Raw genomic sequence first — 23,085 nt, forward strand, 5'->3', positions numbered from 1 at the left:
CCGCGGCGGCCATGTGACCGGCCAGCCAGATCGCGTCGGAGACCTCGAACCAGACAGGCCGCTGCCGCGGCGCGTCGGGGGCCTTCGGACGCACCGGCGATTCGGCGGACGGTTCGTTCACTCAGCGGCCGCCTCGGGATTCAGGCGCTGCCAGACCAGGTCCAGCACCCGCTCCCACTCGTCGCCGGGGATGTGCCGTCCCGAACTGGTCAGGTAGGCGGCGTTGAGGAGCTGGTCCGCGGCGAGCCGGCCCTGGCTGCGGCGGTATTCCAGGAACCTGCGGACCAGTTGCCGGGTCCGCTCGTCGGAACTGTCGGTGAAATGCGCCGAGACCATATCGGCCAGGCGCGCCTCGTCCGGCTCCTTCATGGTGTAGAGAAGGCAGCGCCGGAGAAAGGCGGGAGGAAAGTCGCGTTCGCCGTTACTGGTGATGAAGATGAGGGGAAAGGCGCGGCAGCGCACGTGCCCCCGCACGATTTCGGCGGTGCCGCCGGGATCGGCGGTGTGCACCGTCACGACGGGTTCGCGGGCACCGACGCGCACCAGTTCCGGAATCCGGTACTCGCCCTCCTCGAAGACGTCGAGCAGGTCGTTCGGCAGGTCGATGTCGCTCTTGTCGAGCTCGTCGATCAGCAGCACCCGGGGCAGCTCGTACGGCAGGAGCGCGGTGCCGAGCGCGCCGAGTTGCAGGTAGTTGCCCAGGCCGGTGTCGGCGGTCGCCCCGGCCGCGCCGCCGCCGTTCGCGTCGCCGTCCGTGTGGCCGTCCCGGACCGGCCGTGCCCGCCGCGCGTCGTCCGCCTCAGGCCCGGAGTGCTGCCCCCGGCCGGAACCGGCCAGCTGGCGGGCCGTGGCGGCGTCCTGCGCCCGGCCGATGGCGTCGTACTCGTAAAGCCCTTCGCGCAGCGTGCTGCGGCTGCTGACCGGCCACCGCAGCACCCTGCCGAGCCCGAGCTCGCGGGCGACGCGGTAGGCGAGGCTGGACTTGCCCACCCCGGGCTCGCCGGTGATGAGCAGGGGGCGCCGCAGCAGCAGCGCGGTGTTGACGATGTCGATCTCTTCGCGGTCGGCGAGCCGCGGCCTGCCGCCGGCCACCGGCCCGAGCCTGCGGACGAAGTCGCGCTCGTCGGCGGGCGGCGAGGGCAGCGCGGGCCCTCCGTCGAAGGTGCGCCACGGGGGCGGCGGGGGCAGGGCGGCGGCGAGTTCGCCTTCCGCGAGGGGACGGCCCGTGCCCCGGTAGATCCACCAGGCCGGGCGTTCGGTCGACGACGCCCCCGGCGATCCCTCCGGTGAACCGGGCGGATTTGTCCCGTCACCGGGGGAAGGGGGCATGGACAGCTCGTCAGCCATCGGCAACGCCCTCCTGCTGCGGCCCGCTGGTCCCGTCGGAATTGTTCTGCTTAATAAAGAATGCCATGGCGCGGCGACCCGACTCTATCGTCGAGGATCCCCGTTCTGAGAGTGGTTGGCAAGATTCCGGCGGTGACGATCCTCTCCCCATGAGGCCGTATAGTGCCGCGCGCGGGCGGGGGCCGATTGTGTCCCCTCGAGGGATATGTGTGCGCGTTGCGAGATCATCATCCTGGGGCGCGAAGAGTGTCCGCTTCGTCCAGGAAGTGGTGCGGGTCGTCCCAAAGCAGCGCGACCTGCGTATCCGTACGACAGTTACGGTCGTCGACCACCGGCATGGTCGCGCGCAGCCGCTTGATGTCGGCGGGCAGGCCGCGGAAGTCGCGCCGCTCGACGATCCGGCGCACCTCCCGCCGGACCTCGGCGGGCGGCTCCTGCGTCCGGTGCCAGAGCACCACGGGGATCCCCGCCCGCAGCGCCATCCACAGCTCGCTGCGCCCCGGCTCGCGGTCGGGCGGGCCGCTCAGCACGCACGCGACGACCTCGCGGCTGCCCAGCAGCCGGTGGCCCATCCGGCGCAGGTGGGCGGGGTCCTCCGCGGTCGCCCAGTACGTCACGCACTCGACCCCGTCGACCAGCACCTGCCAGCGCTGCCGCCACGCGCGGTGCATGTGCAGCGTGCGCAGCCGCTCCTGGCTGCGGATGAGGATCTCGTACTCCGACCCCAGCGGCGCCGGATGCGGCGCGTCGGGCAGATCGCGCGTCCACTGCTCGAGGTCCAGGTTGAGCATGTCCATCGGGAGCACGAACTCCAGCACCAGCGAGTCGTCCAGCTGGTAGGCCCAGCCCTCCTCGGCCTCGCGGATCAGCTCGCCGACGTGCCGGGGCACCTCGTCCAGCGGCACCACCCGGTCGTCGCCGGGTTCGGGACGCCACTCCAGCGGATGCACCTGGCGCCAGTGCGACAGGCGGCACATCACGTGGCCGTCGACCAGATCATGGATCGGTTCGAGCTGGATGATCAGGTAGATCGGCTTGTCGGGACGCGCCTCCAGGTCCTGGGTGCGGTCCCGCATGCGGTCCAGATAGTCGGCCTGTGCGGTCGCCCCGTCCATCCGGAGCCGCTCGGTCTGCATCGCCAGCCACTCGCGCAGCCGCTTGAGCCGCCAGGCGTTCTCGGGGGTGGTGGCGTCGGCGGCCTCGCGGGCCTGCATCGTGCGCAGCAGCATGGCGATGAAGACCAGGTGGGGGGACGGCCGGTCGGGCGCGGTGTTGTGGTCCAGCAGGGCGGTGAACGCGTCCCAGGCGTCGGTGAGGCGGAACGGGACGTGCGTGATGCCACCGCCCGTGGCCGCGTAGTACAGCCGGGCCAGCGACGGCACGCGCAGCCCCGCCAGCAGGTCCTCCAGCTGGGACTCCGCCACGGGTTCCAGGTGCTCGCGGACCGGGCTGACCAGCCTGCGCAGCCGCGCCACCGCCGTCGTCTGCCCGGCCACGAACTCCACCCCGCTGACCAGCAGGCGCAGCCCGTCGGGAATCTCCCTGCAGGCCAGCACGAGGTTGTAGAGATGGAACTTCGGATTGGGCAGTTCCGGCAGCATCAGCGGAAGGCCGGACGCCTCGCTGATGTAGTGCGCCAGGACCGTGCGCCCCGTCGCCTCCCGGAGCACCGGCACGTCGGCGAGCAGTTCGACGATCTCGGCGGTGGACTGCTCCACCTTCCCCGTTTCGACGGACCTGTTGCGCAGGCTCTCGACCGCCCGCTGCGGCAGGGCCGACAACCTGCCCTCGTCCTCCACCATGCGTTTCTCCCCGGCATTCGGGCAGAGGTCCCCTCGTTCCGATCAAGCTAAGCACCATTCGGAACGTCGGTCTGCGTCGCAGGACACAGTGAAATCCCCGGCCCGGTCTCATACGGTCCCCCGATGCGTCAAGGGTAGGACGCGGGCACGTGTGAAGACGATGGCGGACGCCGAGATGATCAAAGAAAGCTTGCCGTGAGCGTCGCGGCGCGTGCACAGTGGGGGGTATCACCGCGCCAAGGAGTCTGAAGTGATGCGCGACGGCGTTGATGAAGTCGGCGAAGCCCGGAAAGAATGGATCCCCTCCGGGCATTGCACGATCTTCGCATGCGACATCGTCGGATTCGGGAAGCGGCCCGACGGTGTTCAGCGCAGGCTGCGCGAGGTCATGTACGAGGCGCTGTCGCGCTGCTTCGGCGCGTCCGGCCTGCCGTACGACGACTGCTACCGGGAGGACCGGGGGGACGGCGCGATCATCATCCTGCCGCCGGCGTCCGACCCGGCGCGCCTCGTCCACCCCCTGCCCGATCACCTGCGGGCCGAGCTGCGCAGACACAACGAGGTGTCGGTGGAACAGGCGCAGATGCGGCTGCGCGTCGCCCTGCACGCCGGCCCCCTGACGATGGACGACAACGGCATGGTCGGCGTCACGGTGAACCACGCCGCGCGGCTGCTCGACGCCCCGTCGTTCAAGGCGGCATTCACCGAAAGCGCCGCCGACCTGGGAATTCTGGCGTCGGACGAATTCTACCGAGAAGTGATCAAGGAAGGGCTCGGCGCGATCGACCCGACCGAGTTCCGGCGGATCGAGATCCGGCTGAAGGAGACCTACGCCGACGGCTGGCTGTGCATTCGCGAACCGGTGGGCGAACGATCCTCCGAGAGCGGCTCTCCACTGGCCCCGACGGCGCGGGACACCGAGCCGTCGAAAACGGTGCCCGGGCCGCGGGCGGCGCCCGCGGAACCAGAATTGGACCGCCCGGCGCTGCCTCCCATCTTCGAAATCGTGGACCGGCTGCTGGAAATCCCGCTGCTGGCCTCGCCCGACGGCAGGGAGCAGATCGTCGGATCGCTGCGCCAGGAAATCGCCATACGCATCGCGCGCCGCCCGCAGCCGAATCTGGACGTCCACTCCATCGTGCGGACCTGCCTGGAGTTTCCGAACGGCCTGGAGGAGTTCCTGGCCGTCGTCCGCTCCCTCGTCGGGGACACGGCCCAGATGAGGCGGCTGGAGCAGACCGTGGCCGCGCTCGTCCGGTCGTCGGACTGAGCGCCCCCGGCCCGGAGGACATTCGCCGCCCCGAGGGGACGCCCGGGGCCCTGCGGCTCGGACTACCACGCCGCCATCACGGCGGGCTTTGCGCGCCCTGAGCGAAACGGCCGCCGCGCACCGGCAACTGGCCTGGTCACATGCCGGAGCGCCGGCTCCGGCCCCCTCGCCTCCGAGGCCCGCCCGCATGATTGACGACTCGCCAACAACTATTGGCGAACCGTCAACAAGTCGCTAATGTGGCCGTGCCCGCCGTCCGGGCCGTCGCTTCGGCGGTGATCGGGCGGCGGCGTCCCACGGCGAGTCCGGGGAGGAGGTGACGGCCATGGCGACGGTTCGGGTGCCGGCACGGGTCCACGACCTGCTGGGCGAGACCGGGGAACTGTTCGTGGTCGCGCTGGAGGGGCTGCGCCGCACCTGGGACGTGCGCGCCTGGTTCTGGGAGTTCGTCGAGCAGTCCTTGTTCCTGGCCCGCGTCACGAGCGTGCCGGTGATCCTGGTGTCGCTGCCGCTCGGCGCCACGGTCGCGTTGCAGGTCGGCCAGCTCGCGGCGCAGCTGGGCGCGCAGTCGGCGACGGGCGGCGCGGTGGTCGTCGGCCTGGTGCGCGAGGTCGCGCCGATCGCGGCGGCCCTCATCATCGCCGGGGCGGGCGGTTCGGCGATGACCGCCGACATGGGCGCCCGCCGCATCCGCGACGAGCTGGCCGCCATGGAGGTGATGGCGGTCAACCCGATCCACCGGCTGGTCACCCCCCGCCTGTGGGCGTCGAGCATGGTCTCCACGCTGCTGGCCTCACTGGTCATCGTCGCCGGGGCGGCCGGCGGGTTCGTGTTCAACGTGCTGCTGCAGGACGTGACCCCCGGCGCCTACTTCGACGGCGCGGTGTCCCTGCTGCAGATTTCCGACCTGGTCGTCACGCTGCTGAAGTCGTGGCTGTTCGGGCTGATCGCCGCCATGGTCGCCTGCTACATGGGCATGAACTGCGCCGGCAGCCCGGTGGGGGTGGGGCAGGCGGTGAACCGGGCGATCGTGGTCGCCTTCATGCTGGTGTTCGCCCTCAACTACGTGATCACGACGGTGTACTTCGTCGCGTTCCCGCCCAGGATCTGATGGCCGGCCCGTTCCTTCCCACGCGCGTCGGCGTCCGGGCGGCGGCGCTCGCCGCGACGGCCGCCGCGACGGGGGCGCGGCGCAGCGGCGACCTGGCGCGGTGGCCGGTGTTCGTCTACCGGGTGGTGCTGTACTCGCTGCGCGACCTGGTCTGGCACCGCAGGTACGGCCGGACCGTCGCGCGGCACGTCAGCGACGTCGTGGTGGGCGCCGGGGCCACCGTGGTCGGCGGCGGCATGATCTTCGTGATCTTCACGATGGCGTTCTTCGTCGGCACCGAGGTGGGGCTGCAGGGCTACACCGGGCTGCGGTCCATCGGCGCCGAGTCGTTCATGGGGCTGGTCGGGTCGTTCGCCAACGTCCGGGAGATCACCCCGGTGATCGCGGCGACCGCGCTGGCCGCCCAGTGCGGGTCGGCGTTCACCGCCGAGCTGGGCGCGATGCGGATCTCCGAGGAGATCGACGCGCTGGAGGTCATGGGCATCGGCTCGTTCGCCTACCTGGTGTGCACCCGCGTGGTCGCGGCGCTGATCGCACTGGTGCCGCTCTACCTGATCGCCCTGTTCGCCAGCTTCTTCGCCACCCGGCTGATCAGCACCGAGTTCTTCGACCTGGCCCCCGGTGTCTACGACCACTACTTCCGGCTGTACCTGCCGACCATCGACCTGGTCTACAGCTCGATCAAGGTCGCGGTGTTCGCCTTCGCGGTGATCGCCATCCACTGCTACTACGGCTACCACGCCACCGGCGGGCCCGCCGGGGTCGGCCGCGCCGCGGGCCGCGCGATCCGGCTGTCCATCATCGTGATCGTCACCCTGAACCTGCTGCTGTCCTACGTGTTCTGGGGCGCCGGAGCGACCGTGAGGCTGACCGGATGAACCACGAGATCCCGTTCCGCCGCGCGCTGCTCATCTCCCTGGTCACCGTGGTCGCCACGGCGCTCGGCGGGTACGCGCTGGCGGCCCGCCCGCTGCGGGCGGAGGGGACGCGGCTGACGGCCGAGTTCGGGCGCGCCGGCCAGGGCCTGGGCGGCGACGCCCCGGTCAAGATCCGCGGCGTGACCGTCGGGTCGGTGGAACGGACCGAGCTCACCCCCGCCGGCCGCGCCCGCCTGACCCTGCGCCTGGACCCCGGGGTCCGCGTGCCGGCCTCGGCCACGGCGTCCATCGAGCCCGCCTCGGCGTTCGGCCCCAAGTTCGTGAACCTGGTCCCGGGATCGGGCGAGTGGACGGGCCCGTTCCTGGCCTCCGGCGCGGTCATCGCCCGGACCTCCGCACCCCAGGACCTGTCCGACCTGCTGGCCCAGGCGGACGCGACGCTGCGCGCGGTCGACGCGACCGAGGTGTCCACGATCGTGCGCACTCTCGCCCAGGGCCTGGACGGGCAGGGCGGGCGGCTGCGCGCCACCATCGACCAGACCGCCACCCTGACCGACGTCGCCCACCGGCGGCGCGGCGAGGCCCGCCGGTTCCTCGGCGACGCCGCCGACCTGGCGGGGGCGCTGGCGCGTGCGGGCTCGGGCGACGACGTCGTCGCCGTCACCGGTGACGCCAACGCCCTCATCTCCGCGACGGCCGCGGGGGGACGGGACCGGCTCGGCTCGTTCGCCGACCGGCTCGCGGAGATCTCCGCGCTGGTGTCGCACGGCTTCGACAAACGCGGCGGCCAGCTCGGCGAGGGGTTCCGGTCGGGGGAGCGCGCGGCCGCCGTCGTCTACGCCCAGCTCGGACTGGCCGGGAACGCCGTCCGGACCGGAAACCGGCTGCTGCCGCTGTACGGGGAGCTGTCCTCGCTGCCCGGCCCGCCGGGCAAGAACTACCTGCGCGTCCAGGGCCTGCTGCCCACCGACCCGTGCCGTCTGATCATCGGCCTGTGCGGTTCGACGGGAGGTCGCTGACATGGCGGGACCGGCGGAGCGATCGACGAAGCGGCCGACGAAGCGGCCGGCGGGTGCGCCGGCGCACGCGCGCCACCGGATGGCAGCCCTGTCCGCGCGGGGCCGGGCCCGGATCGGGCCGGCGGTCCGCCTGGCGGCGTTCGTGACCGTCACCGGCCTGCTCACGGTGTACATCGGCGCGCAGATCGCCCGGGTGAGCCTCCAGGACGGCTGGTCGCTGACCGCCACCTTCGACGACGCCAGCGGCCTGGAGCCCGGCGACCAGGTGAAGATCGCGGGCACCCCGGTGGGCCGGGTCGACGACCTGCGGGTCGCCGACGGCCGGGCCCGGGTGCGCCTCACCGTGAACCGGTCGGTCACCGTCCCCGCCGACAGCGAGGCCGCCATCCGCTGGCGCGACGCCATGGGACGCCGTGTCGTCTACCTGATCCCCGGCACCAGCCCGACGCCGATGCCGCCCGGCGCGCACATCACCCGGACCCGGTCGGTGGTCGACGCCAGTGCCCTGGTCGACCAGCTGGCCCCGCTGACCAGGAGCGTCGATCCCGCCCAGGTCAACCAGGTGCTGGTGTCGCTGGCGCAGGCGCTGGACGGCAACGCCGGCGAGCTGGACCGGCTGGTGGTGAACGTGGAGGAGCTGTCGTCCACGATCGCGGCCCGCCGCGCCACCCTGCGGCGGATGCTGGCCGACTACGCGACCGTCACCGAGATCATCGCCCGCCGCGACCGGCAGATCGCCGCCGCCGTGGCCGACCTGGTCGAGTTGAGCGGCGCGTTCGCCGACAACCGGCGGCTTGTCGACCAGGCCCTGGTGGAGCTGGCGGCCCTGGCGAACACCTCGGACAAGGTGCTGGCGGGCAACAGCCGCGAACTGGCCGCCGTCATCTCCCGGCTGGCGGAGTTCACCTCGGGCGTACGGCGCAACAGCGGCACGCTGGCGCAGGTCCTGGGGTCGGCGACGCCCAAGCTCCAGCACATCTTCGCCGCCGTCGACAACGGACGCTACGTCGAGGTCGCCGCGCCGTGCGTCAGCCTCGCCGCCCCGCCGTGCCCGTACCCGACCCGCCTGCCGGGGCCCCGCGAAACCGGTTCCGGCGGCGGGAAGGGCCGCGACGGGAAACCGCGCGCCGCCGGCGGCGCCGCCGCTCCGGGAACCGGCGGCGCGGTGGCCCTCGACTCGTCCGACGCGCTGCGTCGTCTGCTGGTCGGAGGCGGCTGAATGGCACTGAAATCGTTCCGCGACCGCAACAGGACCACCGTCGGGCTGGTCTCGACGGGGACACTGCTCGTCCTGGTCGTCGGCGTGTACCTGGTCGGCACCCGGGGGCTGCTGCAGGACCGCTACACCGTCACCGGCGTGTTCGCCGACACCGGAGGGCTGCGGTCCGGGGACGAGGTGCGGGTCGCGGGCATCCGGGCGGGCGAGGTGACCGCCGTCGAGCCGGACTTCGCCCGGGGCCGCGTGCTGGTCACCTGGAAGGTGGACGCCGAGGTGGACCTGGGGCCCGCCACCCGCGCCGAGGTCAAGGTCGCCAACGTCCTGGGCGGCCGCTACCTGCGGCTGTCCGGCCCGGTCACCACCCCGCACCTGGCCGACCTGCCGGACGAGCGCCGCCGCATCCCCCTCGACCGCACCGGCACGCCCACCACCGTCAACGACGTGCTCAACACCTCCACCAGGACCGTCACCCGGCTCGACACCCGGTCCATCGACCGGATCCTGGGCGAGCTGGGCGAGGTGAGCGCGCACGACCGCGACCGGCTCGGCCGCGTCCTGACCGACCTCGCCGAGCTGGCGCGGACCGTCGAGGAGTCCGATCCCCAGATCGACAAGCTGCTCACCAATGGTGAACGAGTGCTCGACCTCGCCCGGGCCAAGGACCGGCAGCTGTCCCGGCTGCTCACCAACGTGCAGATCATGCTGAACGAGCTGAGGCGCCGCCGCGACGAGCTGTCGACCTTCCTGGGCGCCGGGGGCCGGACCGTCACCGCGATGACCCGGCTGATCGACGAACGGCAGCGCGAGCTGATCTCCGTCATCGACGACCTGAACCGCACCCTGGGGACCCTGCGTCCCGCGACGAAGGACTTCAACGAGTTGCTCGCCTGGGCGGGCCCGACGCTCAGCGGGCTTTCGGGCGTCGGCGGCCAGGGGCCCTGGCTGGAGGTCGTGGCCACCGGCCTCGGCCCGCTGTCGCCCAAGGACCTGGCCGAGCTGGCGCGGCTGCTGCCCGAATCGCGGCGGTCGCCGGCCACCCGGGGAGGAGGACGATGAGACGACTCGTCGCGACGGTGTTCGCCCTGGCCCTCACCGCGAGCGCGGGCGGATGCGCCGTGACCGGCACCGGCGACGGCACCTACCGCATCACCGTCTACTTCGCCAGGACCACCTCGCTGTACGAGCAGTCCCGGGTGAAGGTCATGGGCGCCGACGCCGGCAGTGTCACCGCCATCCGCGACGAGGGCGACCGGGTGCGCGTCGACCTGGCCGTCGACGCGTCGGTGCCGGTGCGCCGGGACGCCAGGGCCGTCATCGCCTCGGCCAACGCGCTCGGCGAGCGGTACGTCCGGCTGGAACCGGCGTGGACGCCGGGCCGGGCCAAGGCCCCGCCCGGCATGGTCATCCCGCGGGAACGCACCGAACTGCCGGTCGAGATCGACGAGGCGCTCGCCGCGTTCGCCAGGCTGAACCGGTCGATCGACTCCCGGCGGCTCGGCACGTCCGTGCGGCGCGGCGCCGACGGCCTGCGGGGGCACGGCGACGACATCAACGAGGCCCTGCGCGGCACCGCGTCCCTCACCCACAACCTGGCCGCCCACGACCGGCGGCTGGTCTCGCTCGCCGAGGGGCTGCGGACGCTGGCGGCCGACCTCAACCGCCGCGACCGCCGCCTCGGCGAGCTCATCGAGTCGTTCTCCACGACCAGCCGCACGCTGGCCGAGGAACGCACCCGGCTGAACCGGTTCGTCGAGGGGCTCGCCGCCGCCATCCGCAAGAGCGGGGTCCTGGTCACCGCCTACCGGGAGACCCTGCCCGGCACCGTCACCGACCTGTCCAACATCGTGATGACGCTCAAGGCCAACGCCGGCTCGCTGGAGCAGGCCATCGGCGCCCTCGGGCAGTTCGCCGACGTGGCCGTCCAGGCGTGGGACCGCGAGAACCACGTCGCCACCGTCCGCCTGGTCGTCCACGGCACCCTGCGGGCCTGGCTCCAGCCGCTGTTCACCGCGATGGGCTGGGGCACCGTCCCCTGCCTGGAGGGCAGACCCGAACTGGCCGACTGCACCGACCCGCCCGGAAAGGCCCGGCCGTGAGCGCCCGCGGGCCGGGGGACCGGCGGGTGGCGAGGCCCACGGCGAGACGTCCGGTCCCGGCCGCCGTCCTCGCCGCGCCCCTGGTGGTCGCCCTGGCGGCGGGCACGGGCGGCTGCTCCCTCCAGACGATCGGCGCGCCGCGCGGCGACATGGTCCTCACCGCCACGTTCGACGACGTGCAGAGCCTGGTCGTCGGTCACAGCGTCCAGGTCGCCGACATCCGCGTCGGCACCGTCACCGGCATCCGCCTGGCCGGATACCGCGGCAAGGTGACGATGGCGCTGCGCGACGACCGGCGCATCCCGGTCGGCACCACCGCGACCGTCGCCAGGACGTCGCTGCTGGGCGAGAACTACGTGCGCCTGGACCTGCCCCGCGGCCGCGACATGCGCACCGGGCCGTTCCTGGCGAGCGGGGCCGAGATCGGGCAGACGTCCGTCCAGCCCGACCTGGAGCAGATCAGTCAGCGGCTCGGCCCGCTGCTGGCCGCGCTGGGCGGCCAGGACCTGTCGACGATCACCGGCGAGTCCGCGACCGCCCTCGACGGCAAGGGCCGCCGGCTCAACACCCTCGTCAAGAAGGCCGCCGACGTCTCCGACAGCTACGCCGCCGCGAGCCGCGATCTCGGTCGCGCCCTGGACGCCCTCGCCCGCATCGGCGGATCGCTGCGCGAGGGCTCGCGGCAGATCGACCGGCTGCCCGGCAACGTCGCGCTCGCCACCGAGCGGCTGCAGGCCGACCGGGCCCAGCTCAAACGGGCCGTCCAGCAGCTGACGAAACTCGCCCGTTCCGTCAACGCCGACGTCCAGACCCGCCATGCCGAACGCCTGGCCGCCCTGCTGCGCCGCGCCGACGCGCTGCTGGCCGCCGCCGTCCGCGGCGGCGAGGACCTCAAGGTGCTGGCGAACGCCGTGCTGGCCTTCCTGCGCGGCCCGTCGGTCTCCTCCAGCGGCCAGGCACTGCTCTTCGCCTGGATCAAGGGCTTCCTGCCGCGGCCCGGGACCACCGCGCAGGCGACGGAGCGCCGCCCGTTCACCGAGCTGATGGGGCCGCGCCCATGAGAGAACCCCGCATCCTCGTCAACCTGGCCTTCTTCGCCCTGCTCGGCGTGGTGCTGTCGGTGTGGGCGGTACGGAGCATCATCAGCATCGACGCCCTCGAACGGCCGTTCCACGTCACCGCGGACTTCACCACCTCCCCGGGGCTGACCGCCGACCTGGAGATCACGCACCTGGGCGTACGGGTCGGCCGGGTCGGCGCCGTCCGGCTGCGGCAGGGCCGCGTGGCGGTGCGGTTCGACCTGAACCGCGGCGTGCGCGTCCCCGCCGGCGTCGGCGCCCGGGTGCTGCGCAAGTCGGCGATCGGCGAGCCGTACATCGAGCTGACCCAGCCGTCCCGCCCCGGCACCGGCGTGCTGAAGGACGGCGACCACATCCCGCTGTCCCGCACCGCCGGAACCGTCGACTACCAGGAGCTGTTCGCCGGGCTCAGCGCCACGCTGCGGTCCGTCGACCCGCGCGACGCCCGCACGCTGGTGCACGAGACGGCCACCGGACTGCAGGGCCGGGGCGGCTCCATCCACGACATCATCGGCGACACCTACCAGCTCACCCGGACCCTCGCCGCCAACGCCGGGACGCTGGACGCGTTGTCGGTCGAACTGACCCGCCTGACCGCCACGCTGTCCGACCACCGCTACCAGCTCGCGTCCGGGACCGGCGACCTGGCGGCGCTCACCGCCTCGGTGCGGCAGAACCGCAAGGATCTCGACACCATCCTGGCCAAGGGGCCCGGAACGTTGGGCGAGGTGAACCGGCTGCTCCAGGAGTCGCGTCCCGGGCTGGGCTGCCTGCTCACGGCCGCCGGAACGCCGACCACACCGCTTCTCACCCCCGCCAACTCGGCCAGGATCCGGCACGTGCTGACGATGGTCCCCACCTTGCAGGCCCTGGTCGGCGACATCACGGCCCGGGACGCGTCCGGCGCCTACCTGCGCGTCACACCCGTGGTCACCATCGGCGGGTCCAAGGCCGCCGCCGAGTACACCCGCCCCGTCCCGCGTCCCGATCCGCCCGCGCCGGCCCTGTGCCGGGCGACCGGGAAGACCACCGGCTCCGCGAAAGGGACCGCCGGCTCGGCGAAGAAGGCCACCGGTTCCACTCCCACGGCGCGGGCGTCCTCGCCGACCCCTGATCCGACCCTGTCGGCGAAGCCGGTCAGCTCCGTCGGCGAGCCGCCGGTGTCCTCGCGGTGGCTTCCGCTGCTGCCACCGGTGATCGGCGTGGCCGTGCTGCTGGCCGTCGCCGTCCAGTCCGTACGTGCCCGTGTCCGCATGCGCAGATGACCCCTCTGGGAGGTAGCAGTGCCAGCCGAGGCCACGACCGAGGAACACCGACCACGGACCGCGGAACCGAACGGCGAGGAGCCGAACGGCGAGGAACCGAAGGGCGAAGAGGCGAAGGGCGAAGAGGCGAACGGCGAGGAGGCGAAGGCCGACGCGCCGGAGGCGAAGGCCGCCGAGGCCCAGGAGGCGAAGGCGGCCGAGGACACGGAGGCGGGCGGGGACGAGGCGCGCGCGGACTCGTCCCGTTCCCGCCGTCCGTCGGGGGCGACGCTGGCCAGGGCGACCGTGCTGGTCGCCTTGGTCGCCTCCGTCGTCACCGCCGGACTGCAGTGGTACCAGGCCGACCAGGCCGCGCAGCGGGAGGCCGACCGGCGGGCCGTGCGCGCCCGGGCCGGCGAGTTCGGGCAGGCGCTGCTCAGCTACGACCACCGCAACCTGCAGGCGGCCAGGAACCGGGTGCTGTCGCTGGCGTCCGACGACTTCGCCAAGACCTACGACGCCGCGTTCACCGGCGGACTGGAGAGCGTCATCGCCCGGCTCAAGGCCGACGCGACCGCGACCGTGCGCACCGTCTATCTCGGTGACATCGAGGGCTCGACGGCACGGGCGATCGTGGTCATGGACTCGGAGGTGCGCAGCTCCGCCGGCACCCGCCGCGTGCTGGGGTCCCACCTGGACATGCGGCTCACCCGCACCGGTGAGCGCTGGCGGGTCACCGAGGTCACCTCGATCGGCGCCGCCGACGAGACCATGACCGGCGACGACGGCGAGCAGCGGCAGGGTGACGGCTCGCCGCTGCCGAACCCGTCCCCGTCCCCGTCCTCCTCCGGCGGATGAGCGCCGCCGGCGGGGCACCGGTCGTGCTCGCGGCCGCCGGCGGCCGTTCCGGTACCGGCGCCGGTATCGTCGGATCGCCGGGACGGGTGACGATGGCGAGGACGCGATGAGCGAGCGGCGGGGGGACGGGGCGGCGCCGCGTCGCGTCCGCAAGGAGCCCGACGAGCGGCGCGACCAGATCCTCGCCTGCGCGCGCGAGCTGTTCAGCCGGCGCCCGTACGCCACCGTGTCCAACACCGAGATCGCCGCCGCGGCGGGCGTCAGCCGCGGGCTGCTGAACCACTACTTCGGCACCAAGCGCGAGCTGTACCTGGCGGCGGTGAGCCAGATGATGAGCGTGCCGCCGATCCCGGTCCCGGCGTTCGTGGCGGGCGCGAGCGTCGGCGACCGCATCGACCAGAGCATCGAGGCGTGGCTGGAACTGCTGGAACGCAACCGCGAAACGTGGGTCGCCGCCTTGGACATGACCGCCTCGGGAGGCGACGCGGACCTGGACCGCATCCTGGAGGAGGCCCGCGACCGCGCCGTCGACCACATGACCGAGGTGGTCGGCCTCACCCCGCTGTCGCGGACACACCCGGAGATCCGCGCGGCCTTCCGCGGCTACTCCGCCATGGCCGAGGCCACCACCCGCGAATGGCTCAAGCAGGGCCGTCTGTCCCGCGACCAGGTGCGTCTGCTGCTGCGGCAGGTCCTGCTCCACCTCATCGAGGACGTCGTCCCCGCGCTGGTGGAGACCGCCCGGGCGCCGTCCGCCGAGGCACCCGCCGGGCCGCCGCCCGAGTGACGAGGGGGCCCGGCATTGGCCGCGGGGTACGGGTCGCTGTGCGGCCAACGCCGGGAGTCCAGGGGGCGTTCACCGGTCGGGAACGTGCGGCAGGACCTTCCGGTAATGGGCACGGTAGAGCCTTGTTGGCGACTTGACAATAGTTATTGGCGGATCGCCAATAACATTAGAGCGGGCGGTCGGCGAGGGCCTGGTCGAGACGCTGCCGCGCCCGGGCGGCCTGCCGTGCCCGGTAGGCGATCGGCATGTAGCGCAGGCGTTCGGGAAGCCGCGCGGTGGTGACGGCGATGGTCCGGCAGACGACGCGCAGCCGCCGGTCGTCGGCGCGGCTCCATGACAGCCCGAGCTTGTCGCGCGCCGCCGGGGGCAGCGTGCCGACGGTGATGAAGCGGACGAGCCGCCCGGCGGCGAGGCCGGCGGGCGCCGCGAGCGGCCGCAGCAGGGCCGGCGTCCCCGGCGGCACCCGGTCCAGCATGTCCAGCACGTCGTGCGCCACCCGGTGCGGGACGAGGGTGTTCTCCACCATGTCGTCGAAGTAGACCCAGTACTCCGGGATCGACTTCGGCAGCATGCGCTCGGGAACCCGCAGGATGCGGCCGAGCCGCATGAACTCGTCGAAGATCTGCTGCTCCTCCTCGGGCGTGGGCTCGGCGGGAGCGAAGTAGCGCGCGGCGGTCACGGCGGCGTAGAAGCCGGTCAGGTGCACCCAGGCCCACGGTTCGGCGGACAGCGCGTGATGGGTGCGCCCCTCCTCGTCCACGGCGCTCAGCGACTTGTGCATCTCGCGCAGCCGCAGCCCCTCCTCGATCGCCTCCTCGCCGCCGTAGATCCAGGTCTGCACCGAGGCGAAGCTGCGTGCCGCCCGCCCCACCGGGTCGACGCGGAAGCGCGACCGCTGGTCCACCACGGTGCCGATCGACGGATGCATCGTCTGCAGGACGAACGCGCTGTTGGCCGCGAGCACGGACGTGTGCAGCCCGATGGTGTCCCACAGGATCGAGCCGGGCCGGAACGGGACCGGCGCCGGCGCCCGGGTCCGCGCGTTCCTCGATTCGCCGGTGATGGTCATTCGTCACTCCTCGTCACTCCTCGTCACTCCTCGTCGATCCTCGTCGATGTCGTCAGACCAGTGGACGGCCGGTGCGCATGCGCCGCCGCACGTCCCACAGCAGCAGGTCGAACGGGAACCGCCGCAGTACCGGGGGCTGGATGCGCACGAAGGCGCGCAGCGCGGCGACGAGCCGGTCGAACCGCCGCTGGTCCCGGTCGCTCCAGGGCAGCCTCATCTGCTCGCGGAACTCCGGCGGCAGGAATCCCGTGGTGACGAAGCGGTTGGCCGGTCCGAACAGCAGGCTGACCGGACCGGGCAGGAACCGCAGGTCGGCCAGGTCGCCGAGGTAGCGGCGCACCGGCTCGTCGATAGCGATCTTCTTCAGTTCCCGCTGCCAGTACTCCTCGAAGGCCGCGCGGTCGGGAGGCCAGTCCTCCGGCCGCACCTGCAGGGTGGTGCCGAGGGTCGCGGCCGACCGGTAGAGCCGTTCCCGTTCGGCGGGGTCGATGGGGCCGATGAACGAGCGATAGGTGTCCTCCAGCCCTCGGTACAGGCAGGCCGCGACCCACAGCTGCAGCTCGCGGTCGAAGGCGTTGTAGGGCACCGGGCTGGCGGGGCCCGAGCGGACCTGCGCGTGCGCCTTGTTCACCGCCTTGCGGAAGGCGGCCTTCTCCTGCGGGGTGCCCATGATGGCGACGGCGAGGTAGCTGAACGTCGTGCGGGCCCGCTTGATCGGGTGGCGGTGCAGCTGCCCGCTCTCCACGGGGCTCTCGATCACTCCGTACCCGACCCCGGGCCGGGCCAGCTGCATGATCACGTTGGCGCCGCCGGCCAGCAGGGCCGCGCCGACGATCGCCTTCCGGTCGAACGGGACCGGTTCGGTGGGGGGCATGGCGCCTCCGGTGATCTGATAACGTCCGTTTTCAGATAGTGAAGGGCTCTCCGGCGGGTCTGTCAAGATGGCCGCATGGGTGCTTCTGAGATGCGGGTCTACGGAGGGGTGACCGGCGCCGACCGCAAGACCGAACGCCGGGCGCAGCTCGTCGAGGCCGGGCTGGACCTGCTCGGCGGCACCGAGGGAGACCAGCTCACCGTGCGCCGCGTGTGCGGGCGGGCGGGGCTGACCCCTCGCTACTTCTACGAGAGCTTCGCCGACCGCGACGAGCTGGTGGCGGCCGTCCACGAGCACGTCGTGCAGACCATCGCCACCCGGGCCCTGGCCGCGGTCGAGGCCGCCGGACCGGCCGCCGAGGCGAAGATCCGCGCCGGGCTCGCCGAGCTCGTCCGCGCGGTCGCCGAGGACCGGCGGCACGGGCGGGTGCTGTTCTCGGTCACGCTGACCGACCCGCTGCTGGCCCGGCGCAGGGTGGAGTCCTCACGGTTCTTCGCGCGCCTGCTCAGCGGGCAGGCACGCCAGTCCTACGGCGTCCCGGACACCCCGGAGCTGGGGTTGGTCGCGCAGTTCATGGTCGGCGGCCTCGCGCAGACCCTGTCCGCCTGGCTGTCGGGCGCGCTGCCGCTGAGCGAGGCCGAGCTCGTGGCCGGGTGCGTGGAGATCTTCACCGCCATCGCCGACCGGAAGGCGCCCCCGCCGTCCGGCTGACCCCGGCCGTGCGGTCAGGCGGCTCCAGCATCGGGCCGAGCAGGGCGGCGGTCCTCGGCTCGGTCGCCGACGGGCCGGCGGAGCGGGCGAGGTCGGTCACGACGTTCAGCGCCGCGTGCACCCGGAACCGGATCGCGGCCGGCTCCTCCCCGGGGCGCAGCTCGGCGACCAGGCCGATCCAGGTGTCGACGTGCCTGCGCTGCGCGGCGCGCAGCCGCCGGAGGTCGGGCGGGGCCAGGTTCTCGCTCTCGGAGACGTAGACCGCGGCCAGGTCCGCCTGGTCGAACGTGAGCCGGACGTAGGTGTCGACCAGCCGGCGCAGCGCCCGCTCCGGCGAGCCCGCGTCGACCAGCGCCTCGGCGACGGCGTCCTCCAGACGGCCGGTGGCTCGGTCGTAGGCGGCGGCCAGCAGCTCGGCCTTGCCCGTGAAGTGCGTGTACACGCTGGAGGCGGTGATCCCGGCGGCGCGGCCGATGTCGGCCATGCTCACCTGGTGGTAGCCGTGCTCGTGGAACAGCCGCACCGCCTCGGCCAGCAGCCGCTCGCGGCGGGGCAGCAGTGCGAACCGGTCCGGGTGCCGACGCCGCGGCGGCGCCTCGGCGGGCGGCGCGGGCAGGTCGACGGCGAGCACGGCGTCGACGCAGTCCAGCAGGGTGCGTTCGGCTTTGGCCCTGGCCAGGCTCGCGCGGTGGGTGGCGGGGCTGGCGATCACGCTCAGCGCCGCGGCCACCAGCAGCGTGGCGTCCCGCCGCGACAACTCGGGCCGCACGTCGAGCAGCAGTCCGCGCAGCGTGCGCACGGCGCGGTCGAACGGCGCGGCCAGCACCGCCTGCCGCTCGGCGTCGAGATGGCGGCCCTCCCACTGGTAGAGCCGGGCCACGGTGCGCCGCTCCAGGCCGTAGCGCACCAGCGCCCGCAGCGCGGCCCGCAGGCGGTCGGCGGGCGCGTCCCCCCGGGCACCGGACTCGACGCGCTCGGCGAACCGCAGGCCCAGTTCCTGGACGGCCGCGGCGAGCACGTCCTGCTTGGTCGGGAAGTGCCGGTAGATCGCCGGGCCGGTGATGCCGACCTCCCGGGCGATGTCCTCGATGCCGACGTTGTGGTAGCCGCGGGCGCAGAACAGCCGCGCGGCGACGAGGGCGATCGACTCCTTCCGGTCCTTGGGGCGTGGGCGCTGGCGAGGCGGCATGGCGCCGAGTGTAACGCGGCCCTGTGAACCGGGAAACTATCGATCTTCGCGCGCCCACCCCGATCTCACCTGCGGAGACAACGAAAAAAGTAAGTGGTCATTCGGATCTATTGACAGCCGAATGGCGTTCGGGTTGTGATGGGTGCCCCCGGCCGTCCCGGCGAAGGGAGCGAGGATGATCACTGCAGCCGACGTGCACGCGGCGGTGGGCGCGCAGACGGTGCGGGCGCTGCTGCGGCGCAACGCCGAGGAGTACGGCGACCTGCCGGCCCTGACTGGAGCGGACGGGAGCACCCTGACCTGGCGGCGGCTGCACGACCGGGTACGGGCCGTGGCGAGCGGGTTGCGGGCGCTGGGGCTGCGGCGCGGCGAGCGGATGCTCATCGGCATGTCCAGCCGTCCCGAGCACTGGATCGCCGACTTCGCCGCCGTCCAGCTCGGCGCCATCCCCTGCACCACCTACGCCACGTTGAGTCCCGAGCAGATCCACCAGATCGCGCTGCACAGCGCCGCCACCGTCGTGGTGCTGGAAGGCCCCGCCGAACTGCGGCGCTGGCGCCAGGCGCTGGCCGCGATGCCGGGGCTGAGGGCGGTGGTGGTCGTCGAGGGCGCGGGTGACGGCCACGTCCCCTTCGCCGAACTCGCGGCGACACCGCCCGCCACGGAACCGCTCGAACCGGTCGGGCTGGACGACCCGGTGACGATGATCTACACCTCCGGCACCACCGGGGACCCCAAGGGCGTCGTCCTCACCCACGGCAACGTGCTCTACCAGTGCGCCCTCCAGGAGCTGATCCAGCCCGTGCCGCCGCATCCGCGGACGATCGCCTACCTGCCGCTGGCCCACGTCGCCGAACGGGTGCTCGGCATGTACCTGCCGGTTTACAGCGCCGGGCACGTCACGATCTGCCCCGATCCCGCCCAGCTCCCGGCGACGCTGACGGCGGTGCGGCCGCACGGGTTCTTCGGCGTGCCCCGGGTGTGGGAGAAGTTCGCCGCCGCCGTCCAGCACGAGCTGTCCCGTCTGGAGGGGGACCTGCGGACGGCGGTCGACCGGGCGCGCGGGCTGGCCGCCGAGGCGTACCGGATCCGGGCCGACGGCACACCGCTGCCCGGCGAACTCGCCGCCGCGCTGGCCGACGCCGACAAGCTCGTGCTGCGTCCCCTGCGCGAGCGGCTCGGGCTCGCCGAGGCGCTGCGGCTGGGCAGCGGCTCGGCCCCGATCCCGCCCGAGGTGCTGGAGTTCTTCGGCAGCCTCGGCATGACGATCACGGAGGTGTGGGGGCTGTCGGAGACCACCGGAGCCGCCACCACGACCTACCCCGACCGCTACCGCGCCGGCACCGTGGGCCTGCCCGTCCCCGGGATGCAGGTACGGGCCGCCGCCGACGGCGAGATCGAGGTGCGCGGGCCGCTGGTGTTCCCCGGCTACCTGCAGCCGGACGGGCGCGTCGAACCGGCCGTGGACGCCGAGGGCTGGCTGCCGACCGGCGACCTCGGCACCTTCGACGACGACGGCATGCTCCGCATCACCGGCCGCAAGAAGGAGATCATCATCACCTCCAGCGGCAAGAACATCGCCCCCAGCCGCGTCGAGTCGTTGCTGCGCAGGCATCCCCTGATCGGGCATGTCGCGGCGGTCGGCGACCGCCGCCCCTACCTGACGGCGCTGGTGGCGCTGGACGAGGAGGCCGCACCGGTGTGGGCCGCCGCGCACGGGCTGCCCGCCACGGATTTCGCGGAGCTGGCCGCCGACCCGCGGATCCACGAGGAGGTCTCCGCCGCGGTCCGGGAGGCCAACGAAGCGCTGTCCCGCCCCGAACAGATCAAGGCGTTCCACCTGGTCGACCGTCCCTGGACCCCGGACGGCGGAGAACTCACCCCCACCCTGAAGCTCCGGCGGGCGGTCGTCGAGCAGCGCTACGCCGCCGAGATCGACGGGCTCTACGCGAAAGGGCGGTCCTCGTGACCACGCTGACCGACGAGCAGCGCGACTTCGTCGACGCCGTCAACGACTTCTGCCGCCGCGAGGTCGGCGACCGCGACCGGTGGCTCAAGCTCACCGACGGCGGCCGGGAGCCGCACAGCGCGGAACTGTACGAGAAGATGGCCGGCCTCGGCTGGCTCGGGGTCGCGGTGCCGCAGGAGTACGGCGGCGCCGGCCAGGGCATGGTCGACCTGGTGCTGCTGCTGGAGGCCACCGGCTACTGGCAGGCCCCGATCGGCGGCTTCGCCACCTCGGCGATCACCGCGGCGTCCTACCAGAAGTTCGGCACCGAGCAGCAGAAACGCCGGGTGCTCGGCGACTTCCTGCGCGGCCGGGTGCTGGCGATCTCGATGTCCGAGCCGGGCGCCGGATCCGACGTGGCCGCGCTGACCTGCAAGGCCGAACGGCACGGGGACGGCTGGCTCATCAACGGCCAGAAGACCTGGTGCTCCAACGCGCACATCGCCGACCACATCCTGCTGGTCGCCCGCACGTCCACCTCCGGCGGCAGGCACGACGGCCTGACCATGTTCTCCGTCCCCGCCGGAGCCGAGGGCCTGACCGTTCACGGCATCGAACACGATGGGCGGACGCGAGGTCAACGACCTGTACTTCACCGACTGCCTCCTCCCGGAGGACGCGGTCGTCGGCGAGGTCGGGCAGGGCTGGCGGCAGCTGACCGCGGGGCTGAACCTGGAGCGCATGATCCTGGCCGCGATGATGCTGGGCACCGCGCGCCGCGCCTTCGACGACACGGTCGCCTACGTGCGCGAACGCCGGCAGTTCGGCCGTCCGGTGGGCTCCTTCCAGGCGCTGCGGCACCGGATCGCCGACCACGCCACGGAGCTGGAGTGCACGCGCCTGCTGGTCCACGACGTCGCCCGGAAGATCGACGCGGATCCGGAGCGGATGCTGCCGCGCGAGGCGTCCATGGCCAAGCTCAAGGCCACCGAGGTCGCCAAGGCGATGGCGCTCGACGGCATGCAGATGATGGGCGGCTACGGCTACGCCACCGAGTACGGCATGGAACGGCTGCTGCGCTCCACCGTCGTGTCCACCGTGTACGGCGGCACCAGCGAGATCCAGCGCGACATCATCGGCAAGACCTTCGGGCTGTGAGACCCGGGCGCCTAGGCCGTCCGCGCACGGGCGTTCCGCTCAACGCTGCCGGGCGACGGCCTCCATGTCCACGTCGGCCATCCGCACGAGCCGGGCGCCCAGGTCGATGAGCGCGCGGCCGACCGCCAGCTCGTCGCCGATCTCGGGGACGTTCCGGTCCCGTGGGTGGCGCCGGGCATGGCCGACCCCCTCCACCTTCGTGGCCGTCGCCGACGTGAGAACGGCCCTGACGCCGGTGTCGTCGCCGTGTTCGTTGATGTAGATGTCCACGGACCACTGCTTGGTCTCCACGGCCCCGCACCTCCTCCTTCGCGCGTGTGTCCTCTCCCCAGCCTGTCGGGCGACGGCGCTCCCGACCGGGTGCGATGGGCACCGGAGACAGGGACGAAGGTCCCGGCTCCCGCAGGCCGGGTCGCCGGTCCCTGCGTCCCCGGCGGGAGGTGACCATCGCCGGAGCGGGTAGGGACCTTGGCCCGCGCACCAGCGCGGCCGGGGCCGCCTAGCGTCGCCTTGGAGAAGCAGGGCCCCGGCGAACCGCGAAGGAGCCAGTGACATGACAGAGCCCGTCCTCGTCGGCACCGACGGATCCGACAGCGCCCACCGCGCCGTGCAATGGGCGGCGGACGAGGCCGCCGTACGGCACCGGCCGCTGCTGATCGTCCACTCCCTGGACAGCGCCCTGTACGCCGCGCCGCTGTTCGCGGCGCCCCAGGCGGTGGACGCGCTGACCGACGCGGGCCGGCAGATGCTCGCGCAGGCCGAGGAGATCGCCCGCGAGCGGCGGCCCGAGGTGGAGGTGAGGACCCGGCTGCTCACCGGACGCGCCACCGGGGCGCTGTGCGAGCTGTCCGAGGAGGCGTTCGAGCTGGTGCTCGGGCATCGCGGGCTGGGCGGTTTCAGCAGCCTGCTGCTCGGCTCGACCGGGCTGACCATGGCCGGGCACGCCGCCGGGCCGGTCGTGATCGTCCGCGGCGCCGCCGACGGCGAGCACGGTGAGATCGTCGCCGGGCTCGCGCTGGACGGGGACGAGACCGAGACGCTCCGTTACGCCTTCGAGGCGGCCGCGGCCCGCGGGTCCCGGGTCCGTGTCGTGAACGCCTGGGAGGTGTCGGCGGCCTACGCGGAGGCGAACCGGGCGCTGGACGACAGGCAGATCGAGGAGAAGATCCGCTGGCGGCTCATCGAGGCCCACGCCCCCTGGCGCAAGACCTACCCGGACGTCGAGGCGACCGAGCAGGTCGTCCGGGAGCACCCGGTGACGGCGCTGTGCGACGCCTCGCGCGAGGCGGATCTGCTCGTCGTGGGCCCGCGCCGCCAGGGCGGGCTCGCCGCGCTGGGCCTCGGCTCGGTCAGCCACGGCGTGATCCACCACGCGCACTGCCCCGTCGTCATCGCCCGCGCCCGCACCGACTCCTGACGATCGACG

General features: G+C 73.0%; 21 protein-coding genes and 1 pseudogene. 16 read left to right on the forward strand and 6 right to left on the reverse strand.

Translation table 11 applies throughout. The features are described 5' to 3' along the window. Positions 1 to 117: 117 nt before the first annotated feature. Together ABD811_RS07825 and ABD811_RS07830 are read right to left on the reverse strand one after the other, a co-directional pair. On the reverse strand, positions 118 to 1,347 hold the full coding sequence (locus ABD811_RS07825; protein WP_344943057.1) for an AAA family ATPase: 1,230 nt from the start codon (positions 1,345 to 1,347) through the stop codon (positions 118 to 120). Between the two features lie 227 nt (positions 1,348 to 1,574). Further along, positions 1,575 to 3,149: a VMAP-C domain-containing protein gene (locus ABD811_RS07830; protein ID WP_344943060.1), complete on the reverse strand. Its 1,575-nt coding sequence runs from the start codon at positions 3,147 to 3,149 to the stop codon at positions 1,575 to 1,577. A 253-nt stretch (positions 3,150 to 3,402) separates the two neighbouring features. Here ABD811_RS07830 and ABD811_RS07835 point away from each other — a divergent pair, with 253 nt between their 5' ends. The 11 genes from ABD811_RS07835 (at position 3,403) to ABD811_RS07885 (ending at position 14,710) form a co-directional block, all read left to right on the forward strand. Beyond that, a complete protein-coding gene (locus ABD811_RS07835; protein ID WP_344943539.1) occupies positions 3,403 to 4,419 on the forward strand; it encodes an effector-associated domain 2-containing protein in 1,017 nt (338 codons plus the stop codon). Positions 4,420 to 4,744: 325 nt separating this feature from the next. Continuing rightward, the gene (locus ABD811_RS07840; protein WP_344943063.1) at positions 4,745 to 5,530 is read left to right on the forward strand and encodes an MlaE family ABC transporter permease; all 786 of its coding nucleotides are present in this window, start codon (positions 4,745 to 4,747) and stop codon (positions 5,528 to 5,530) included. Further along, positions 5,530 to 6,408 carry an ABC transporter permease gene (locus ABD811_RS07845; protein WP_344943066.1) on the forward strand — a complete coding sequence of 293 codons (879 nt, stop codon included), beginning with the start codon at positions 5,530 to 5,532 and terminating at the stop codon, positions 6,406 to 6,408. The genes ABD811_RS07840 and ABD811_RS07845 overlap by 1 nt, the downstream gene beginning before the upstream one ends. Next, positions 6,405 to 7,427 carry an MlaD family protein gene (locus tag ABD811_RS07850; RefSeq protein WP_344943069.1) on the forward strand — a complete coding sequence of 341 codons (1,023 nt, stop codon included), beginning with the start codon at positions 6,405 to 6,407 and terminating at the stop codon, positions 7,425 to 7,427. The genes ABD811_RS07845 and ABD811_RS07850 overlap by 4 nt, the downstream gene beginning before the upstream one ends. Before the next feature lie 79 nt (positions 7,428 to 7,506). Next, entirely contained in the window at positions 7,507 to 8,646 is a 1,140-nt protein-coding gene (locus ABD811_RS07855; protein ID WP_344943071.1) for an MCE family protein, read from the forward strand. Continuing rightward, positions 8,647 to 9,702, forward strand: coding sequence for an MCE family protein (locus ABD811_RS07860; RefSeq protein WP_344943074.1), 1,056 nt, complete (start codon positions 8,647 to 8,649; stop codon positions 9,700 to 9,702). It abuts the gene before it with no gap. Next, complete coding sequence (locus ABD811_RS07865) at positions 9,699 to 10,742, forward strand: MCE family protein (protein ID WP_344943077.1); 1,044 nt, start codon at positions 9,699 to 9,701, stop codon at positions 10,740 to 10,742. The genes ABD811_RS07860 and ABD811_RS07865 overlap by 4 nt, the downstream gene beginning before the upstream one ends. 26 nt (positions 10,743 to 10,768) lie before the next feature. Further along, positions 10,769 to 11,803 (forward strand): MCE family protein, encoded by a 1,035-nt coding sequence (locus ABD811_RS07870; protein WP_344943080.1) that lies wholly within the window; start codon positions 10,769 to 10,771, stop codon positions 11,801 to 11,803. Further along, positions 11,800 to 13,086: an MCE family protein gene (locus ABD811_RS07875; RefSeq protein ID WP_344943083.1), complete on the forward strand. Its 1,287-nt coding sequence runs from the start codon at positions 11,800 to 11,802 to the stop codon at positions 13,084 to 13,086. Before ABD811_RS07870 ends, ABD811_RS07875 begins: the two co-directional genes overlap by 4 nt. An 18-nt stretch (positions 13,087 to 13,104) precedes the next feature. After that, a complete protein-coding gene (locus ABD811_RS07880; RefSeq protein WP_344943086.1) occupies positions 13,105 to 13,923 on the forward strand; it encodes a hypothetical protein in 819 nt (272 codons plus the stop codon). A 106-nt stretch (positions 13,924 to 14,029) separates the two neighbouring features. Next, positions 14,030 to 14,710, forward strand: a complete 681-nt coding sequence (locus ABD811_RS07885) for a TetR/AcrR family transcriptional regulator (protein WP_344943089.1) — start codon at positions 14,030 to 14,032, stop codon at positions 14,708 to 14,710. Between the two features lie 166 nt (positions 14,711 to 14,876). On the opposite strand, the gene ABD811_RS07890 is transcribed toward ABD811_RS07885, so the two are convergent. Together ABD811_RS07890 and ABD811_RS07895 are read right to left on the reverse strand one after the other, a co-directional pair. Beyond that, complete coding sequence (locus ABD811_RS07890; protein ID WP_344943091.1) at positions 14,877 to 15,779, reverse strand: oxygenase MpaB family protein; 903 nt, start codon at positions 15,777 to 15,779, stop codon at positions 14,877 to 14,879. Between the two features lie 52 nt (positions 15,780 to 15,831). Continuing rightward, a complete protein-coding gene (locus ABD811_RS07895; protein WP_344943094.1) occupies positions 15,832 to 16,653 on the reverse strand; it encodes an oxygenase MpaB family protein in 822 nt (273 codons plus the stop codon). A gap of 75 nt (positions 16,654 to 16,728) precedes the next feature. Between ABD811_RS07895 and ABD811_RS07900 the strand changes: the two genes are divergently transcribed. Then, complete coding sequence (locus ABD811_RS07900; protein WP_344943096.1) at positions 16,729 to 17,364, forward strand: TetR/AcrR family transcriptional regulator; 636 nt, start codon at positions 16,729 to 16,731, stop codon at positions 17,362 to 17,364. Here ABD811_RS07900 and ABD811_RS07905 read toward each other — a convergent pair. Beyond that, on the reverse strand, positions 17,321 to 18,553 hold the full coding sequence (locus ABD811_RS07905) for a TetR/AcrR family transcriptional regulator (RefSeq protein WP_344943099.1): 1,233 nt from the start codon (positions 18,551 to 18,553) through the stop codon (positions 17,321 to 17,323). The genes ABD811_RS07900 and ABD811_RS07905 overlap by 44 nt on opposite strands. 175 nt (positions 18,554 to 18,728) lie before the next feature. On the opposite strand from ABD811_RS07905, the gene ABD811_RS07910 reads away from it, so the two are divergent. From ABD811_RS07910 to ABD811_RS07920, 3 genes and pseudogenes are all read left to right on the forward strand, one after another. Beyond that, positions 18,729 to 20,522 carry an AMP-dependent synthetase/ligase gene (locus ABD811_RS07910; protein ID WP_344943101.1) on the forward strand — a complete coding sequence of 598 codons (1,794 nt, stop codon included), beginning with the start codon at positions 18,729 to 18,731 and terminating at the stop codon, positions 20,520 to 20,522. Next, a pseudogene (locus ABD811_RS07915) lies at positions 20,519 to 21,061 on the forward strand (acyl-CoA dehydrogenase family protein); the annotation flags it as partial. The gene ABD811_RS07910 and the pseudogene ABD811_RS07915, both read left to right, overlap by 4 nt. 61 nt (positions 21,062 to 21,122) lie before the next feature. Next, positions 21,123 to 21,659 carry an acyl-CoA dehydrogenase family protein gene (locus ABD811_RS07920; protein WP_344943104.1) on the forward strand — a complete coding sequence of 179 codons (537 nt, stop codon included), beginning with the start codon at positions 21,123 to 21,125 and terminating at the stop codon, positions 21,657 to 21,659. Between the two features lie 39 nt (positions 21,660 to 21,698). Here ABD811_RS07920 and ABD811_RS07925 read toward each other — a convergent pair whose 3' ends face one another. Next, positions 21,699 to 21,950, reverse strand: a complete 252-nt coding sequence (locus tag ABD811_RS07925; RefSeq protein WP_344943108.1) for a DUF1876 domain-containing protein — start codon at positions 21,948 to 21,950, stop codon at positions 21,699 to 21,701. A 262-nt stretch (positions 21,951 to 22,212) separates the two neighbouring features. On the opposite strand from ABD811_RS07925, the gene ABD811_RS07930 reads away from it, so the two are divergent. After that, entirely contained in the window at positions 22,213 to 23,076 is an 864-nt protein-coding gene (locus ABD811_RS07930; protein WP_344943111.1) for a universal stress protein, read from the forward strand. The last annotated feature ends 9 nt before the right edge of the window (positions 23,077 to 23,085 follow it).

It is taken from the genome of Actinomadura miaoliensis, from assembly GCF_039536785.1.
GTDB classification, from domain to species: Bacteria; Actinomycetota; Actinomycetes; order Streptosporangiales; family Streptosporangiaceae; genus Spirillospora; species Spirillospora miaoliensis.